This is a genomic window from Chitinophaga barathri (genome assembly GCF_003807585.1).
GTDB lineage: Bacteria > Bacteroidota > Bacteroidia > Chitinophagales > Chitinophagaceae > Chitinophaga > Chitinophaga barathri.
In genome coordinates this window covers 373,879-392,073 of the sequence record NZ_RMBX01000004.1, presented here as the reverse complement: position 1 = coordinate 392,073, position 18,195 = coordinate 373,879, and the positions used below count along the sequence as shown (strand labels likewise).

The window sequence follows — 18,195 nt, the reverse complement described above, 5'->3', positions numbered from 1 at the left end:
CCCCCCAAAAAGACAGAACAATCTTAAACACGTTAATTATGAAAATGAGGAAGTTACTTTTCATGACAGCGGCGGTATTGCTCTCCCACTTTGGGTTTGCACAAGACGCCCCCATCGAGAGCCTCGCGGGAAGAGGCAATACAAAGATCCGGGTAGGCGGTTTCGGTGCGCCCGGCATCAAGTTCACCACTTTCGACGATCAGCTGGGCATCCTGCTGGGCGGCTACGCCGGCGTGATGCTGAACAGCAGGCTGATGCTGGGAGCTGGCGCATATGCCCTCGTGAACAATATCGAAGCGCCCCGCACCAATGCGCTGGACCCTACTCTTTACTGGAACATGTGGTATACCGGCTTTGTGCCCGAATACACCATCAGATCCAATAAACTTTTCCATATGGCCGTAGGCGCCCTGATCGGCGGCGGCGGTGTGATGAAAAACGAACGGTACAAAGGGTATGATGAGACTGAAAGTATCGACTATAGCGGCTTTTTTGTAGGCGAGCCGCATGTGAACTTTGAAATGAATATCACCTCCTACCTACGCCTGGCTGTGGGCGGATCGTACCGGTTCGTAAGCGGCTCAAATACCACGGGCATTACAGACGAAAAGCTGAGCGGCCCGGCTGCGCACTTTACCATCAAAGCAGGCAGGTTTTAATACCGGCTGACTGAAACCATGCATATGAATCCTGCCTCACTTCAGGTAAGTGGGGCAGGTTCTTTCAGAACTTCTTACGGATAGCGGATGGGGGGCGGGAGTTTTTAGGAAATGTCGCCTGAATTCCACAGATATTCAGTAACTTTTGGCAAAAGGAATATCACCTCCATTCGTAATCCGTAACCAATGGACCCGATACATTTAGCTATACCTGGTTTTGTACTGCTGCTGCTCGCGGAAGTGATCTTCTCGGCCTGGAGCCACCGCAACCTTTGCGAAACCAAAGACGCGGCAAGCAGCATCGCCATGGGCCTTGGGAACGTGTTTATCGGCCTTTTTATCAAAGGCGTCATCTACCTTATTTACGACTTCGTTTACCAGTTCCGCCTCTTCACCCTCGACGCCAGCCTCTGGTGGGTATGGGCGCTGTGTTTTTTTGCGGACGACATCACTTATTACTGGTTCCACCGGTTCAGTCACAACATCCGTTTTTACTGGGCCAGCCACGTCATTCATCATTCCAGCCGCCGTTACAACCTTTCCACCGCCCTCCGCCAGACCTGGACGGGCAACCTTACCGGCACTTTCCTTTTCTGGTGCTGGATGCCGCTGGTGGGTTTTCATCCCGCCATGGTCATGACCATGCAGGCCATCAGCCTCATTTACCAGTTCTGGATCCATACGGAAGCTATCCACAAACTCCCCAGGCCGCTGGAGTTTGTGCTGAACACGCCTTCCCATCACCGCGTCCATCATTCCTCCGACCTGAAGTACCTGGATAAGAACCATGCCGGCGTGCTCATCATCTGGGACCGGATGTTCGGCACCTTTCAGCCGGAAGAGGAAAAACCGGTGTACGGGCTTACGTCGAACATTCATACCTACAATCCATTAAAGATAGCCACCCACGAATGGGCTTCCATCGGGAAAGACCTCCGCAAAGCCCGCTCCTGGCGCGATGCCTGGCATTATCTGTTTGGCGCCCCGGGCTGGAGCCCGGACGGCAGCAGGCAAACCACCCGGCAATTGAGGGAAGCGGCCCGCAAGGCTTCCGCTCCTCCTCCCGGAATACCATTTATCCAAAAATAACAGGGTAAGTTTTGTTATTACGAAAAGTGTCGTACATTCGTTTACGAAGATATTCGTACAAAGAGATCATTACAATACAAATCACATGAACAAGCCCATCAAGCCTACGGAAAGTGAACTGGAGATACTGGCTATCCTCTGGGAAAGAGGCGCCAGTACGGTAAGGGAAATACATGAGATACTGGAGCAGCAGAAGGAAGCGGGTTATACCACTACCCTGAAGCTGATGCAGATCATGCATGAAAAAGGATTGGTGACGCGGGACGCCAGCGCCAAAACGCATATTTACGAGGCGGCGGTGGACCGGGAGCTTACCCAACGGCAGTTGCTGAACAAAATGATAGATACCGTTTTTAAAGGCTCTGCCTCACAACTGGTGATGCAGGCTTTGGGTCATCACCGTTCCTCCCCAGAGGAGCTGGACATGATCCGGCAATACCTGAACGAAATGGAAAAAAAGCAGAAATAAACATTTTGCCATGACTTCGTTGCTTCCTTTTACCCAAGATCTGATTCGTGCATTCGGCTGGACGCTGCTGCACTCCTTCTGGCAGGCCTTTTTTGTATTCGCATGCCTGCGTATTGTGCTCTGGCTCTGGCCGCAGGCAAGCGCATCCATCAAATACCACCTGTCTTACCTGAGCCTGGCCGGCATTACCGGCTGGTTTATGGCTACGCTGTACACCCAGCTGTCTGTCCTGCGGGAAGCACAGGAGCTGCAGGCGGTGACGCTGAACCTGGACCCGGCTTTTATCGCCCGTGCGGTACAACAGGCACCTGCCAGACAAAGCGGGCTGCAGACGATGTTCCCGGGCATGGAAAGTTATTTTCCCATCCTGGTGGCGGTGTATATCATCGGTGTATCGGTGATGACGATCAAACTCTGCCTGGACCTTTCACAGCTGCGCCAGGTGCGCCAGCAGGGCGTAACGCCCATGGGCAAAGCCTGGGATCAGCACCTGCGGGGGCTGGGCATGCGGTTGGGGATCACGAAAAAAGTGCAGTTATTTATTTCAGATCACCTGCAGGTGCCGGTAATGATCGGTTTTCTTAAACCGGTGATATTGCTGCCGGCCGCCATGGTGAACAACCTGAGCCCTGAACAGCTGGAAGCCATCCTGCTGCACGAGCTCGCCCACATCAAGCGTAATGATTATCTGTTGAATATCTTCCAATCCATTGTTGAAACCATCCTGTTCTTTAACCCGTTTGTATGGTGGATATCCCGGAACATCCGCCAGGAAAGGGAACATTGCTGTGACGACCTGGTGATCGCAGGCACCGTTCAGCCCATGCATTATGCCAAAGCCCTTGTGGCGCTTGAGGAGTACCGGATCACCGCTAACCCGATGGCCATGGCGGCTGCGCATGATAAACATTTCTTACTTCATCGCATTAAACGCATCATGGAAATGAAAACGAAAAATCTCAATTATAGCCAGCGGTTCCTGGCATTGCTCATCATTCTGACAGGCCTTGTGTCCATCGCCTGGCTGAATCCGGGCAGGAAAAACGATAAAAAAGAAAAAGAACTGCCCGCCAAAGAACTGTCTGTCTTCAGCGATACCATTCCGGCTCCGGCAAAAGCGCCTGTTACGCCGGGTGTAGTGCCCGCGCCGCCTCTGCCGCCACCGCCGCCGATAGCCGAAGACCTTGAATCGCCCCCGGCACCTCCGGTTCCGCCGGCGGCACCCACTCCCCATCCATTCCCGGCCGCAGCGCCACTGCCGCCCGCTCCGCCGAGCCCGTCAGCAATGCCCAGGCCCGCAGCACCGCCCCTTCCGCCCACACCTCCCACTCCCCCGGAATGGGTTGCCTATAATGGTAACTGGAACGGGAATGGGAACCGCAGCTACTACAGCGGCAGTTACAACGGCAGTTACAGTTACAGTTTCGATACCCTTGCCCCCGGTCAGAAGATCATTATCATAGATGACAAGGGCGTCAAAAAAGAATACAGCAGCATCGACGAAATGCCCGCCGCGGACCGCAAACGGATGGAAGAGTCTTTCTACAAAATGCAGCAGGCGCAATCCAACATGCGTTTCCAATACAAAGTGAACCAGGACGAGATGGCCAAAGCGATGAAAAAAGCGCAGGACGCCATTGCAAAGATCGACTGGAGCAAGATGAACGCCCAGATACAGGCCAATATGAAAAACGTGGACTGGGAAAAGGTGAACAAACAGATGGCCGAAGGCATGAAAAACATCGACTGGAAAAAGATGAACGCCGATATCGCCAAACAGATGAAAGACATCCAGTGGGACAAGATCAGCGAGCAGATGAAGAACCAGATGAAAAGCCAGGACTGGGATAAAATGAGCAAAGAGATCAAAGAATCCATGGACAAGATCGACTGGAAAAAGATCGAAAGTGATGTAAAAAAAGCCATGGAAAATCATAAATGGGACAGCAGCTTCCAGTACAACTTCGACTACGACGGGTCTAACAACGAAGACGCCCATCGCAGGACGGAAGAAGCCAGGGCCCGCACCCGTGATGCGCATGAAAGGGCCATTGCCCGCACCCGTGACCAACAGTATGTAAATGCGGAGCGTGTACGCGCCCAGCAAGCCGAAAATGTAGCCCGCACACGCGCCATCCACGACGAAAACGTAGCCAGGACCAGGGAGATCCATGCGCAGAACATGGCCAGGACCAGGGCTATCAATGAAGAAGCCCGTGAAAGACAGGCACTCCAGGCGGAAAGACAACGTGAGCGGGCCCAACATGACCGCGAAAGGGCCGAAGCCACAAACAAAAACTACCGCCTGCTGCTGGAAGGCCTGGAATCAGACAAGCTGATAGACCGTAATTCCAGCTATAACGTGGAAAAAAAAGACGGCGCCCTCTTCATCAACGGCCAAAAACAGCCGGATGACATATTAAAGAAATACGGACAATATCTCAAGAACGATAACGTTAGTATACGTGGAAGCAAAAACGAGTTGAGTATCCAGACTACTGACAACAAGTAGTTGCCTCCGGCTCTTTTCCGTCCATGTTACCATTTACTCCGCCATTCTATTTAAAAGCCGCTGCCCTTCTGGTAGCGGTTTTTTATTATATTTGCCCCTCGTTTATTCACCATTAAAAAAGCCCGTTTATGCCGTCTTTCGACATCGTGAGCAAAGTAGACCTTCAAACTCTGGACAACGCTATCAATACTGTCAAAAAAGAGATCACTACCCGTTATGACTTCAAAGGCTCGCATGTGAGCATTGAGCTGGATAAAAAAGAACTGGTACTGAAACTGGAAGTGGAGTCTGATATGAAGCTGGACCAGGTGATAGATGTGCTGATCAGCCGTACCATGCGCCAGGGGCTGGACGCTTCTATTTACGATCTCAGCAAGGAACATTACCAGAGCGGCAAGGTGGTTAAAAAAGATGTCGCGATCCGCAACGGCATTAAGCAGGAAGATGCCAAAAAAATAGTGAAAATGATCAAAGACGCCGGTTTAAAGGTTCAGGTCGCGATCATGGACGATATTGTACGGGTAACTGGCAAGAAAATAGATGATTTACAGGAAGTTATACAAAAATGCAAGGAGGCGAACCTGGGTATTCCCCTTCAGTATGTAAATATGAAAAGCTAAAAACTTCTTGGCTTATTTAAAATAATCTGTTACCTTTGCGCTCTGTATTTAACTTTTTTGATATGAAACAGGGAATCCATCCGGAAAATTATAGATTCGTAGTGTTTAAAGATATGTCTAACGGGCATAGCTTTCTGAGCCGTTCTACCACTCCTACCCGCGAGACCGTGAAATGGGAAGATGGTAACGAGTATCCGTTGATCAAGCTTGAAATCTCCAATACTTCTCACCCCTTCTATACAGGTAAGAACGTACTGGTAGATACCGCAGGCCGTATCGACAAGTTCAACAAACGTTACAAGAAAGACGCTAAATAAGCGTTTGGAAATATTTTAACAAATCCTGCCGGTAACATATCGGCGGGATTTTTTATTTTACCAATATGAACCCGCACTACATCCTGTTTGACTCGCCTGAACGCGACCAGCTCTACCCCTTTACCCATACCCGCCCGGTTGCGGCCTGCCGCATCGGCCTTCTTACCATTACCGAAAAGTGGGAAAAGTGGATGGGGATCAGCCCTATCAGCCATTTTACAATGGATTACCTGCAGGATAAATTCCCGCTCATAAAGGCGCCCAAAAATGCCGTTACCATCCTGCTGAACGGGCACCTGCTCCCCTCCGCAGCCATCGTGGAAGAGATAGTGAAACTGCAGCCCGGCCAGGAAATTTATAAAAACGGCCGCCTGCTGGCCAAAGCCGTAAGTGGTGATGACTTTTTTGTGCCCACAGCCAGCCGTATTGATTTTGAAGGTGAAATCATCCGTATAGACCAGCCCTGGCATATCGCACAGTACAACGATGCGGCGCTCCGTGCCGATTTTGAGCTGCTCACCAAAGGCCGTAAAAGCGCCTCCATTTCCCAAACGAACCGTATTGAGAACCCTTCTCAGATCTTCCTGGAGCCCGGCGCCAAAGTGGAGCACAGCGTGCTGAATGCCTCCACCGGCCCTATTTACATCGGCAGGAACGCCGAAGTGATGGAAGGCTGCCTTATCCGGGGGCCTTTCGGGATGGGCGAACATTCCGTGCTGAAGATGGGCGCGCGCGTTTATGGCGCCACCTCGCTTGGCCACCGCTGCGTGGCCGGCGGCGAGATCAAAAACTCCGTATTTTTTGACCATTCCAATAAAGGCCACGACGGTTACCTGGGCGATGCCGTGATCGGCGAATGGTGCAATCTCGGCGCCAATACAAGCTGTTCCAACCTGAAGAACAATGCCGGCGAAGTGAGGGTGTGGATGGAAGCCAAACAGGAAGCCTGGCCCGCCGGCACCAAATGCGGCGTGATGATGGGTGACTACAGCCGGAGCGGTATCAATACCATGTTTAATACCGGTACCGTGGTGGGAGTGAGCTGCAATGTGTTTGGCGGCAATTTTCCGCCCAAATTCCTGCCTTCATTCAGTTGGGGAGGCGCGGGTATCACAGACCGGTACCGGCTCACGGAAGCCCTCCGGGACGCCGATTCGTGGATGCAGCTGAAAGGCGTTTCGCTCAGCGAGCAGGACAGGCAAATACTTACGCGGATATTTCAGGGATAAATGTGTATTTTTCGCGCCTCTTATCAAAAGTAACGTAACGTCTATGAGAAAAAAGATTGTAGCAGGCAACTGGAAAATGAACCTCACACTGGCGCAGGGCGAACAGCTGGTGAATGACATCGTTTCCGCCGGCATCAAATTGGCGGAAGGCCAGGAAGTGGTAATAGCTCCCCCCTTCCCTTACCTGGCGCGGGTAAAACAGCTCATCCGCAATTATCCTGGTATTTACCTGGCGGCACAGAACTGCGCCGGCGAAAAATCCGGCGCTTTCACCGGCGAGGTATCCGCGGAAATGCTTGCGTCCGTGGGCGTGGATTATGTGATACTCGGGCATTCCGAACGCAGGGAGTATTTCTCCGAAACCAATGCGCAGCTTGCCAAAAAGATAGACCTGGCGCTGGCAAACGGCATCAAACCCATCTTCTGCTGCGGAGAGCCGCTGGAGATCAGGAAAGCAGAAACACAGAATGAATTTGTGGCCCGCCAGCTGGAGGAAAGCCTCTATCACCTGGATGCGGCCGCGCTCAAAAATATTGTCATCGCATACGAGCCGATCTGGGCCATTGGTACCGGATTGACGGCCAGTGCGCAGCAGGCGCAGGACATGCATGCATTCATCCGCTCCCGCATTGCCGAAAAATTCGGCCGTGAAGCGGCGCTGGGCATTACGATCCTGTACGGCGGCAGCGCGAAACCTTCCAACGCGGGCGAGCTGTTTGCCAGTGCTGACGTGGACGGCGGGCTGATCGGCGGTGCTTCGCTGGTGGCCGCGGACTTCGCTGCGATCATCAAAAGCTTGTAATAACTGCGGAAACATAGCAGGGACGGCTGATGGGCAAAAACCATCAGCCATTTTTTTAGTATTTTTTGCTAATAATTTTAGTATTTCAGGAAATAGTTTTATATTTGTATTGTGAAAAGAGGGGATCATTATCGCGATGCTGTAAACGATAGTGATTGTTTCAAATTGATGATTGCTTAATCATAAAGACATGGAACAGGAAGTATTATATGACTACATGCTGGTGTTACAACCTGACGCACAAACGGTGCAGGATGTGAGCATGTACAAGCACCTGATCGCGGAAGAACTAGGCCCTTTCCCGGGTGCGTTTTCACAGGCTCATATCGCTCTTTTCCGTTCGGAATTTCCGGAGCGGTATGAAACCGAGTTCGTAAAGATGCTCGAAGCCCTGGTAACGGATCAGTCGGCTTTCACGGTGTATACCTCCCGGATAGATCATTGCAGGCAGGGAGACACGAAACATATGTTTTATGTGAACGTGGCCAATCCCCGCCCGGTGGAAGAATTGCACCGCAGGATCCTGGATGCGTTCGAGCTGAGGACCGGCGCTTACAAGCCGCATATCACGCTGGCGCGTTCCGTCAACCAGCAGCAGTTCAACCAGCTGGTGCCTTATCTTGCCAACAAGATGTTTGTGCGCAGTTTTCATTGTCATAGTTTCAGCCTGTTGAGAAAACCGGCGGGCGGCGGCAAATATGAAATGGTGCGGGAATTTTTGTTTGGAAAGGATACGCCGGCCAGGCATCCCCTGTTTAACCACGCAGCTTAAGAGACACAACCTATTTTTTTAAGAGTCAGTATCATATCTCATCGGGTCGGGCGTTAATCTCCCGGCCCCTCTTTTCCCTACTTACGACCCATCCGATTCACCCTTGTATTTTGCATTTGCATTCTACGGGCTGGAAGCCCCGGCGCATAACGGTTATTCGTCCGCGCCCGGGGAAACTGCGCCCGGTCAATTCATCGCGGAGAACGGCGTTCCTGGAACTGCCGTTTCAGCCATGAGTTACACAATAATGATTTAACTGCCGCGTCCTGTAAGGAACCGCACAGACCATGGCGGAGGGGCAACCTTTGCCAGGGCCTGATGCACGCGGATATTTATACAAATCAAAAAAAATGCAGCTGTTGGTCAAATGCCCAACAGCTTTTGAATCAGTCCCCGCTAAATTTAGAAAACATGGAATGGGTCAATATCAAACCTTTATATACAAACGGGCGCATGAAACCCTCCGGAGCACAAACCGTGTTCTCCTGGCTTTCCAGGGCCGGTTTCCAGCTGGAGCAGCAAAAAAGGAACATCTCCCCCGCTGCCGTTGAATATTTTTACTTTCATCCGTCATTATACATCCAGGTGCACGAAGTGCAGGAACCGGACAACGGCCCGTCCCGGTTCTTTATCTTTTACCCCGGCGGCGCAACGGCTTTTGCCTCTGATATCGGGCAATTGCAACGTTGCATCACCGCCGGGTAAAACCCGCGGCCACTCATCATTGTTATATTTATTACCCGATTAATTGTTAAGAGAACATGATCCACAAAGAAATTGTAGTGAAAGGTAAAGTACAGGGCGTTTATTTCAGGGCCACCGCAAGGTCTGTAGCCGTCAGGCTGGGACTCACCGGCGCTGTAAAAAACCTGCCAGACGGCCATGTATGGATCGTTGCGGAAGGCCCGCGGCACGCCATGGACGAATTTATCGACTGGTGCCGCATTGGCCCCTCCGGCGCAAAAGTATCCGCGCTGGATATCACAGAAGGACCATTGGAGAATATTTCAGGTTTTGAAATACTACACAGCTAAAATATTTCACACTGCCTTTGATTGACACATCTCCCGAAACCCTCTGTCACAGATCGTTTCAGCGGCACAAACACCCATGAAGGGCAAAGACCCAATGCTTAAATGAATTAATTACACCAACTTAACAGCGTATTCATTTTTGCATGTAGGGTTTTTACCCAGCACTTACATCAACAAAAAAATCCAATTTGCCCGCAGAGCAAACAAACAATCAATGGCATCGCAAGAATCTGAAATACTATCAATTTTCGGCGACAACCTCCGGCGTATCAGGCAGGAGAAAGGATACAGCCAACGGGAACTGTCCTCCCGCTGCAATGTGGACAATGCGGACATCTCCCGCATGGAAAAAGGAGATATCAATGTAACCCTTCGCACGGCCGCACAGCTGGCGGACGCGCTGGACACACGGGTGATAGACCTGCTGATCAAAAGACTCGTATAAACAGCACTCATCATTATATTCCCCCTATGCCAACTTTAAAAAGAAACGGCGGCAGAAAAACTCCTGCCGCCGTTTTAAATCTATTTCTCTTAAACCTTAATTGATCTGCAGCTTCTTGAGCAAGCTCTTGTCCAGCGCTGCTTTCGGGACAATAATATTAATCGTGTTCACCGCAAAATACGGTTCCGACACATATACATAACCACCGAATGGTGACGATTGTTTACCCCATGAATTTTTCACGATAAAAAAGGATTTACCCTCCGGGCTTTTCCCGATACCGGTGATGTGCATCAGGTGATCGTCCTGCGTAACGAGCTTTTCGAACAGCTCCTGGCGGTAAGCCGGTGTGGCGTTCACTTCCTGCAAATCCGGGTTGGGCTTTTTGCGGTTAAAAAGACTGTCCGCCTGCGGCGAAAATGCATACCCGCTGGAGGATACGAAGCCACGGTTGCTTACGTCCGCGTCCCACATCACGGTATACCCTTTCTGCACCGCCGTTTTGGTGGCGCCTATCAGCTCCTCCAGCGTAACATTATAAAAGCTGCCGTTGGCGTGGTTATCCGGCAGTTCAAGAATAAAATTGCTGTAATAAGGATGATGGGTGAACGAGGTAAGGTTCACGTAATCGTCCGGATTGAACTTTACCACTTCCTTTGCATATTGCTGCGGGGTGTAGGAACGGCCGTGATATTCGAATGTGGCGGGGGGCGCGCCTCCCATGTATTCGTCCATCAGCGCGGCGTACTGCTGCTCCCAGTTAACGGGGATGGGCCTTTTGCGCAACATCGTGTCGAGGAATTTTTTAAGCGTGTCCGCCATCTTGCTGTGATCCGGCGATGACTGGCCCGCTGCGAGGCCGTTGTAAGCGGATTCAGGCATGAGGCCATATTTTGCGGCTACGATCAATACGTCGTGGCCGAGGCCACCCTCGCCGAACTTCGCGTCGCCCTGGCGCATAACGTAATTACGGGCTTTGTACAGGTACACATTGCGGACGGTGAACATTTCAGAAAGATCAGGTTTTTCTCCCCCCTTCTTCACACATTCACTTTCGATAAGGGATGTAGTGGCAAAACACCAGCATGTGCCGGTGTTTCCCTGGTCTTTGACCTCAGTGGCCGTGTTATTCCTGATAACGGTCACCGCTTCCGCGGGCGCGTTAATAGCTACGGGATGTTCCTGCGCTATGGCCTGTAAGCTGCAAGCAAGGCCCAGGATTAACAAAATGTCTCTTCTCATAAGCGGCATATTTTTATACGCTAAGATACGGAAAGCAGCTTAGTTTTGGTGGGTCACCTTGCCCTTGCCGGACACTGCCTGCTCTACGCTCGCAGCACCTTTATAATTTACGCTGCCACTCCCGGAAATCGCGATCTCCAGTTTTTGGGATACGTTCACATTGGCGTTGCCGCTGCCGGAAATATGTATCTCCATGTTCTGGGACTGCATTTCAGGCGCATCAATTTCCCCTGAGCCGGATACGCTGATCTCGGTATCGTCCGCACGGCCGTCGAGTTTCATTTTGCCGGAACCGGACATCGCCACTTCCAGCTTGTCATACTGCAGGTTCAGTTTGGCGTCCACCCTGCCGCTGAAGTTCGCTTCAAGTTTGGAGCCTTTAAAAGCACCATCGGAAACCAGTTCAACCTGGCCACTGGCGTTTATTTCCTCAAATTTGGCCAGCGTGAGCCATACTGTAATGGGTTTGCTGGGATTGATGTTATACCCTTTCTTAAATTTCAGTTCCAGCTCATCGCCCTTTACTTCCGTTTCGATGTAGGGAAGGATGTTTTCGTCAGCTTCCAGTTCAATGGAGTGGGAATTGCCCTGTTTTAGGAAAATTTTGAATTTCCCGGCGGTGGAGATCTCACTGAAAGCACCGCTGGCAGTGCGTTGTTCTTTCTTCAGGGTGCCATTGCCGCTCACTCTTTCCTGCGCAAGCAGGCTTCCGGAGATGGCAATGAGCGCAGCAAATAACAAGGTTGCAGTTTTCTTCATGGTTTTGGATTTAAGAGGAGTTTGTGTTATTCTCCTTCCAACTTCACATCGCTGTACCTTCCATCTATAATGATGGAGGGCGAAGCATCCGATCCGTTGGTAGTTATGGCGGAAAAGGAGAGGTTCGAATTGTTGCGTATCTGGTTTACATTTTTCAAGTCAAAATCACCCGTTTTCAGATCACCGTTCTTCATCACGGCCTTTAACCGGAAGGACGCGCGGGAGCTGAGGCCCACCCTCACATCGGTGTAATTTATACTGAATCTGAGGGTCTTGAATTCACTGCTGATATTGCGCAGGGCTACATCGCCGTAATTCGCTTTTACCGATACCGGGCCGCCGTTCAGCTTTTCGGACCTGATATCTGTATAGTTCGCATCCAGGTCAAGGGATTTCATGCCCTGGATCTTAAAGTCATCGTAATTGGAATGGATATTCATCGCGCCGACAGTACCGAATGTATAGGAACCATTGTTCGAATGAAGCTCGATGTCGCCCGCGTTGCCCACCCGCATACTGGAATAATTGGCGTGTATTTCCATATCCCTGGCCGCGCCGATGCGGCATTTGTCCGTATAGTTGATATGCAATTGCAATTTTTGAGTGGCTTCGGTGATGTCTATAAAACCGTAGTTGACCTTTATCATGCTGTACATGGGCAGTTTACGGGCCAGTACATCGCCGAAATTGTTTTCCAGCATCAGCATCGCGATATTTTCGGGTACGTAGAGGTTGTAATTCACGTTCACATAATCGCGGGAATCCTTTTTGCCGAAGTTGAACCATTTGCCCGTACCGCTTGCATTGTACACGGTTTCCAGCTTTACTACGTTCCCGCTTTCATTCGCCTTTATTTCAACCATTTCAGCCATTCTGCGGGCCTGTTCCGCATTGTTGCCAAAACCGACGATCTCAACATCAGCCTTACATTCCTGGCGGTCCCAGATGTTCACCACGATCTTTCCATATTTGTTCTGGACGAATATCTTCGATCCGTCGCCGGCTTTGAATGTCCTGGTGACACGTAGTTTATGTTCTTCGTCACCCTTGGTGGCAAACACCAGGAGCGGGCAAAACAACAAGAGTAATAATGTAGATTTAGAGAACATCTTTCTTATTTAACGGTGTGGAGTTAGTGTTAGCGTCGTTGTTATATTTATTATGCTCATCGAGTATCTTGTCAAGCAGCTCCAGTTTCATCTGGTAGTAGCGGATCATGGCGGAGCGGATGCGTTCGTTTCCCGGGTTGCCGGCCAGTTCTTTTTCCAGCATCCGGTAGGTTTCGTTGCGCAGCTCCAGTTCGTTGCGGGTAGTGCTGTCCAGCCCCAGTTCGGCGGCCGGTATCTGTTTCAGTTCATCCAGCTTCTGCTCTATGCGGGTGGTATAAAACTGCTCCATCTCCTGCATTTCGGGGATCACCACAGCCACTTCCTTTTTAGTTTGCAGGAAAGTGAGGAGGATGCCCGCATTTGCCACAAGTGCAACCAGGATGGCAGCTTTCCACCAGTGGCGGGCCATCATCGTGATCACCCTGGTCTTCTGCTTTACCGGCAGCTCCTTTTCCAGCGCAGCCCACACTTTCGGGCCGGGCCCTTCTTCTTCAAACGCACTTCTGTTTTGCTGAATAAAATCTTCCAGTTTCATACTTCTCTCGTTTTTATTTTCACCAATTGCCGTACTCTTTCTTTGGCGCGCATATACTGGGTTTTGACGGTAGATTCCGATATGCCCAGCAGAGATGCTATTTCGCGGTGGGAGTACTCTTCGAAGAGATAAAGATTGATCACTGTCCTGTAGCCGTCCGGCAGCTGGCCGATGGCTTCTTTTACGGCGGACACCGTCATGGCGTGTTCCGATTCGTCCACCTTATTTTCTTCTTCATACTCCGTCTCCCCCACTTCTTCGAAATACACTTTCTTTTTGCGGAGATAACTCAGGCAGTGATTCACCACGATCCTTTTGATCCAGGCGGTGAGGCTGCTGTCCGTCGCCAGTTTGTCCAGGTTTTTGAACACCTGTACAAATGCCTCCTGCAACACATCTTCCGCATCGGCCGAATACCCCGTCATCCTCAGGCAGATGTTGTACATCGCTTTGGAGTACGCCTCATACAGTTCGCGGTATGCCCTTACGTCTCCCTTGCGGCAGCGTACCACGATTTGATTAGTTACAGGCGTATTTTCCAAATTGTCAGGGTATAAAGTCATATTAAAGACGCGGGATTAAAACGATGGTTGCATTTGGGATACAACTATTTTGAAAATACTGAAAATCATTGGGATATAAAAACAGAACGCGACCTGCAAGAGGCCGCGTTCTTTCCATCCTTATATACCTAAAACATGATTAGGTACGTGTTTGTGTTATTTCACCCTGTTCTGCTCATCCTCCAGCCCGGTTTTACGGTTGCGGGCTTCTTTTACATTGGAGTTGCCGAAGCGGTAGGTGAAAGTGGCCCTTACCTGGCGGCTGTCCCAACGGTTCGCGAGTTTGACTTCGCGGTTGGTAACGTTGTATGTGCCGCCGAAGCGCTGGGTGTTAAATACATCGTTCACATTCAGCCGTATGGTGCCTTTCTTTTTCAGCACGGTTTTCTGGAAACCCAGGTTGAAGGCGTACATCGGGTTCATTTTAAAGAGCCCTTCCTGTGAGATCTGCGCGGAGTTGTACCAGAAGGAGGCTTCGGCGGTATAACCCTTACCCAGTGTGAACGTATGTTGTGTGTTGCCGAAGAAGCCACCGGAAGCGCGTTTGATCAACTCTTTCTGTACAGTTGTTTCGAAAGCGTTATAAAAAACAGACAGCGTGGTGAATGAATTCCACCATTTGGTAATGGGGAACGGCGCTGAGATGTTCAGGTTGATATTGTCTTTTTTGGCCACGTTCATGTATTTGTACACCATGATGGTGGTATCCCCTGTTTCCGGGTCCACACCGGGCTCCAGGATGCGGGACAGCATGTCTGTTGTATGGCTGTAACCGATGGCTGTGCTCAGGATAGACTTAAAAGTATGTGTGATGTCGAAGTTGCTGGAGTACTGCGGGCGGAGGTTCGGGTTACCGCCTGCTTTGGTGTACCGGTCCAGGTAAAACTCAAAGGGGTTCAGGTCGTCGTAGCTCGGGCGCTGGAGCCTGCGGCTGTAAGACACGCCCCACTGGTGGTCTTTGCCGGCGGCATAACTCAGGAAGATGCTGGGGAAAAAGTTCAGGTAACTGGTGTCATTCACCTGTTTGAGCGTTACCGAATTGCCTTCCACATTGGTCTGTTCCGCGCGCAGGCCGGCCTGTACACCGAATTTTTTGAATTGTTTGCTGAAGTTGATGTACGCCGCGTTCACATTCTCTTTGTAAATGAAATAGTTGGAGCGGTTGTAGTCATACTCCCAGTTGCCATACCGCAGGGAATCGAAACGGGAATTGTTGTCCGAGTTCACGAAGCTGAGTTTGATACCGGCTTCGAACTTGGCGTTGTTTTTCAGCGGATGGGTATAATCGATCTTCGCGGTTTTGATATTGATCACAGAAGGCTGCTGGCTGCGGGTAGTGTCGCCGCGGAAATAAATTTTCCCGTGTGCGTCCATGTAGCCGGAGTACAGGTCTGAGTACTGATTTTCAGCATTGCGGGAGTAATCCAGGTCGATGTTCAGTTCTTTCCCCGTACTGTCCAGCTTCCCTTTGTAGTTGAGATTGTAGCTCTGGCGGTTCATATTCTGGGTGTTCACGGTAATGGTTTTCAGGCTGGAATCGACCCTCTCGCCGTTACCGATCCAGGTCTGGCTGGCGCCATCCCCTTTCCAGCGGTTGCCCGCCACGTTCACCATCACGCCCAGGGTGTGGTTCTTGTTCAGGAACCAGTCTATGCCCGCTTTGGCGCCGTGATACTGGCTCGTTTTGTTCAGATTCGAATGCTGGTCGAATACAATACGCCCGTTGTTCTCGATGTTGTCCCGGTAAATGTCCAGGGCTTCAAACTGGCGGTTGTAATTGTAGTTGTAAGAACCGTACACGTTGATGTTCTTGTTGCGGTGGTTCAGGTTGATGCCGGCGTTGCCGCGGGGCAGGGCGCCCTGTCCGTAGGTGGCGTTCACGCTGCCGTTTGTACCGAAGTTGGAATTCTTTTTCAGTTTGATATTGATGATCCCGGCGTTGCCTGCTGCATCGTACTTGGCGGAAGGATTGGCGATCAGCTCTATCTGGTCAATGTTAGAGCTGGGCATATTTTTCAGCAGCAGGGCAACGTCCTGGGGAGTCATATTTGTGGGTTTGCCGTCGATCATGATGATCACACCGTTCTTGCCACGCATGGATATATTGTCGTCTTTATCTACCTGGATGCCGGGTGATTGCTGGAGCACTTCCAGCGCGGTGCCGCCCGCGGCCACAATACTGTTCTCCACGTTCACCACCATTTTATCGGCTTTCTGTTCTATAAAAGGGCGTTTACCCGTTACGTTTACTTCTTTCAGGCTGCGGGTCTCCTCTCCCAGCAGGATGGCAGGCACTTTCACGGGAGAGCCGTTCACTTTAATGGCCTGGCTGAAATTCTTTTTCATACCCATGTTCGCGGCGGCTACCAGGTACTGGCCTTCGGCGATGCCTTCAAAAACATATTTCCCTTCGATGTCCGCAATAGCCCCTTTTACAAGGGAGGAGTCTTTTACTTTGAGGAGCGTTACAGTGGCAAATTCAACGGGTTTGTTACCTGATTTTAAAACTACGCCGGTCACTTTACCTTTTTCGTTAATCTGTGTGGGGGTGGTCTGGGCCTGTCCGTTAAAACTGTTACCTATTAGTAACAAACTGAGGATCAGGAGCATAAAGTTAGATTTCATATAAGGAGGATTGTAGATTTTGTAGTTTTTGTGTTTTCGTATAGTTCCTTTCTTTATCAACTACAGTGTAAAGGTAGGTAGTATGCTTTACATAGTACATAATTATACACAAGTGGTCGTATTCTGGTGACGATTGGTAAAAACCGGGAATTGAATCTGGAAAACTTAGTTAGGTTAAATCCATGCTGTTCCGTTCGCAAATCGCATTCAGATAAAAGACGACCGGGTTTTAAATATGTTGCAAAGTTTTCCTGGTAAGTTGATGAGCGGGGCTTATCGGGGGTGGAATGGGGGCAAAAGAAAAAAGGGAACCACCCTTTCCGGTGGTTCCCTTTATATAATAATATATATGCTGCGGATCAGGATGATGTGCTTCCGCCGTCTTTCCGGTCCTCCCCGGCTTCAGGCAAAGCAGCTGTTTCCGGCTCCGACGGTCCTTCCTTTTTCGGTGCGGGCATCACCCAGCCGTCTTCCAGTTCATTTTTCCTCCTGCGGCCGGTGATCCATCTCCAGAGAGCGGCGCCGCCAGCGATGAGGCCCAGCACGATGAACTTCCCGAACTTCAGCACCAGGGCAAAAAGGCCGGCCTTAGCCAATACCTTTCCAGCCACCAGCCCGCCGATGGTCCAGGCGGCCACTTCATCCACACCGGGGTCAAAGTCCGCATAAGCATCGCCTTTCTCGAAAGTGGTAGCGGCCAGGATCGCCGGGATGTTCTGCCGGATCGCCTCCAGGTTCTCCATATTGCCAATGGCATTCATAAACAACACGCCTTTGCGCCCCAGTATCCTCACGTTGTAATTCAGCGTATGATCTTCATTGTCACCGAATTTCAGCTCCCTCGCCCAATGAAGGGTTTTCTTGTCTTTATCATAATAAGGCGTGGAAGCCCAGCCGATGAACTCGATCGGGTCATATCCCTGCTTTTCCCTTTCCGCATTGCCTTCCAGCGTTTCTTTTTTTAGTTCTTTCAGCAGGTCGTTGTAATCTATCTTGTCCGCATCTTCATCTTTCACATAACCGATCTCTTCAAAAGAGATATCGAACACCCAGCAGCCGGGGCTCATGGGACCCAGCGAATCCGGCACCAGCAGGCCGAGGGTGGCGGCTTTGGGGTTGCCCCACAAGTCTTCCAGCACGCGGTGGCTCTGTTTCTCATCCAGGTAACGGAAACCTTTGGGCACGTTCAGCACGGCGCCGCTGCCCAGTTTGATAATACCTGTTTTGTAGGAAAATGTGGCGTTGACGGAATCGGTGTAAACTTTGGCCATGGCCAGGTATTCTGCTTCGGAAAGCTCCTGTTCTGGCTCTTCTTCCGTTGCCCTGGGGCCACTTGTATCAAGCTGCGCGTGTGCGGTGAGGCATACGGCCAGCGCGCAAACCATTAGCCGGATTGTTTTTTTCATGATATAGG

General features: G+C 50.7%; 19 protein-coding genes. 12 read left to right on the top strand and 7 right to left on the bottom strand.

Annotated features, from left to right (window positions below; genetic code table 11):
* Positions 1–44: 44 nt before the first annotated feature.
* The 12 genes from EG028_RS09935 (at position 45) to EG028_RS09880 (ending at position 9,948) form a co-directional block, all read left to right on the top strand.
* Positions 45–659: a hypothetical protein gene (locus EG028_RS09935; protein ID WP_123864620.1), complete on the top strand. Its 615-nt coding sequence runs from the start codon at positions 45–47 to the stop codon at positions 657–659.
* A 186-nt stretch (positions 660–845) separates the two neighbouring features.
* Positions 846–1,748: a sterol desaturase family protein gene (locus tag EG028_RS09930; RefSeq protein WP_120516057.1), complete on the top strand. Its 903-nt coding sequence runs from the start codon at positions 846–848 to the stop codon at positions 1,746–1,748.
* A gap of 85 nt (positions 1,749–1,833) precedes the next feature.
* Positions 1,834–2,217 carry a BlaI/MecI/CopY family transcriptional regulator gene (locus tag EG028_RS09925; protein WP_120516058.1) on the top strand — a complete coding sequence of 128 codons (384 nt, stop codon included), beginning with the start codon at positions 1,834–1,836 and terminating at the stop codon, positions 2,215–2,217.
* A 10-nt stretch (positions 2,218–2,227) separates the two neighbouring features.
* Positions 2,228–4,729 carry a M56 family metallopeptidase gene (locus EG028_RS28005; RefSeq protein ID WP_120516059.1) on the top strand — a complete coding sequence of 834 codons (2,502 nt, stop codon included), beginning with the start codon at positions 2,228–2,230 and terminating at the stop codon, positions 4,727–4,729.
* 128 nt (positions 4,730–4,857) lie between these two features.
* Positions 4,858–5,349, top strand: coding sequence for a YajQ family cyclic di-GMP-binding protein (locus EG028_RS09915; RefSeq protein ID WP_120516060.1), 492 nt, complete (start codon positions 4,858–4,860; stop codon positions 5,347–5,349).
* A gap of 62 nt (positions 5,350–5,411) precedes the next feature.
* Positions 5,412–5,666 (top strand): type B 50S ribosomal protein L31, encoded by a 255-nt coding sequence (locus EG028_RS09910; protein ID WP_120516061.1) that lies wholly within the window; start codon positions 5,412–5,414, stop codon positions 5,664–5,666.
* Positions 5,667–5,731: 65 nt separating this feature from the next.
* Positions 5,732–6,895, top strand: a complete 1,164-nt coding sequence (locus tag EG028_RS09905; RefSeq protein ID WP_120516062.1) for a putative sugar nucleotidyl transferase — start codon at positions 5,732–5,734, stop codon at positions 6,893–6,895.
* 43 nt (positions 6,896–6,938) lie between these two features.
* The gene (gene tpiA / locus EG028_RS09900; RefSeq protein ID WP_120516063.1) at positions 6,939–7,697 is read left to right on the top strand and encodes a triose-phosphate isomerase; all 759 of its coding nucleotides are present in this window, start codon (positions 6,939–6,941) and stop codon (positions 7,695–7,697) included.
* Positions 7,698–7,887: 190 nt separating this feature from the next.
* A complete protein-coding gene (locus EG028_RS09895; protein ID WP_120516064.1) occupies positions 7,888–8,469 on the top strand; it encodes a 2'-5' RNA ligase family protein in 582 nt (193 codons plus the stop codon).
* A gap of 411 nt (positions 8,470–8,880) precedes the next feature.
* On the top strand, positions 8,881–9,174 hold the full coding sequence (locus EG028_RS09890; RefSeq protein WP_123864619.1) for a hypothetical protein: 294 nt from the start codon (positions 8,881–8,883) through the stop codon (positions 9,172–9,174).
* A gap of 56 nt (positions 9,175–9,230) precedes the next feature.
* Positions 9,231–9,503 (top strand): acylphosphatase, encoded by a 273-nt coding sequence (locus tag EG028_RS09885; RefSeq protein WP_120516066.1) that lies wholly within the window; start codon positions 9,231–9,233, stop codon positions 9,501–9,503.
* A gap of 214 nt (positions 9,504–9,717) precedes the next feature.
* The gene (locus EG028_RS09880; protein WP_120516361.1) at positions 9,718–9,948 is read left to right on the top strand and encodes a helix-turn-helix domain-containing protein; all 231 of its coding nucleotides are present in this window, start codon (positions 9,718–9,720) and stop codon (positions 9,946–9,948) included.
* Positions 9,949–10,044: 96 nt separating this feature from the next.
* Here EG028_RS09880 and EG028_RS09875 read toward each other — a convergent pair whose 3' ends face one another.
* The 7 genes from EG028_RS09875 to EG028_RS09845 form a co-directional block, all read right to left on the bottom strand.
* Positions 10,045–11,190 carry a C1 family peptidase gene (locus tag EG028_RS09875; protein ID WP_120516067.1) on the bottom strand — a complete coding sequence of 382 codons (1,146 nt, stop codon included), beginning with the start codon at positions 11,188–11,190 and terminating at the stop codon, positions 10,045–10,047.
* 39 nt (positions 11,191–11,229) lie between these two features.
* Positions 11,230–11,949 carry a head GIN domain-containing protein gene (locus EG028_RS09870; protein ID WP_120516068.1) on the bottom strand — a complete coding sequence of 240 codons (720 nt, stop codon included), beginning with the start codon at positions 11,947–11,949 and terminating at the stop codon, positions 11,230–11,232.
* Between the two features lie 26 nt (positions 11,950–11,975).
* Positions 11,976–13,058, bottom strand: coding sequence for a DUF4097 family beta strand repeat-containing protein (locus EG028_RS09865; protein WP_123864618.1), 1,083 nt, complete (start codon positions 13,056–13,058; stop codon positions 11,976–11,978).
* Positions 13,048–13,593 carry a hypothetical protein gene (locus EG028_RS09860; RefSeq protein ID WP_120516070.1) on the bottom strand — a complete coding sequence of 182 codons (546 nt, stop codon included), beginning with the start codon at positions 13,591–13,593 and terminating at the stop codon, positions 13,048–13,050. The genes EG028_RS09865 and EG028_RS09860 overlap by 11 nt, the downstream gene beginning before the upstream one ends.
* Complete coding sequence (locus EG028_RS09855; protein ID WP_162946386.1) at positions 13,590–14,135, bottom strand: RNA polymerase sigma factor; 546 nt, start codon at positions 14,133–14,135, stop codon at positions 13,590–13,592. Before EG028_RS09855 ends, EG028_RS09860 begins: the two co-directional genes overlap by 4 nt.
* Before the next feature lie 177 nt (positions 14,136–14,312).
* Complete coding sequence (locus EG028_RS09850) at positions 14,313–16,781, bottom strand: TonB-dependent receptor domain-containing protein (RefSeq protein ID WP_123864617.1); 2,469 nt, start codon at positions 16,779–16,781, stop codon at positions 14,313–14,315.
* A gap of 359 nt (positions 16,782–17,140) precedes the next feature.
* A complete protein-coding gene (locus EG028_RS09845) occupies positions 17,141–18,187 on the bottom strand; it encodes a DUF2167 domain-containing protein (protein ID WP_120516073.1) in 1,047 nt (348 codons plus the stop codon).
* Between the last annotated feature and the right edge of the window lie 8 nt (positions 18,188–18,195).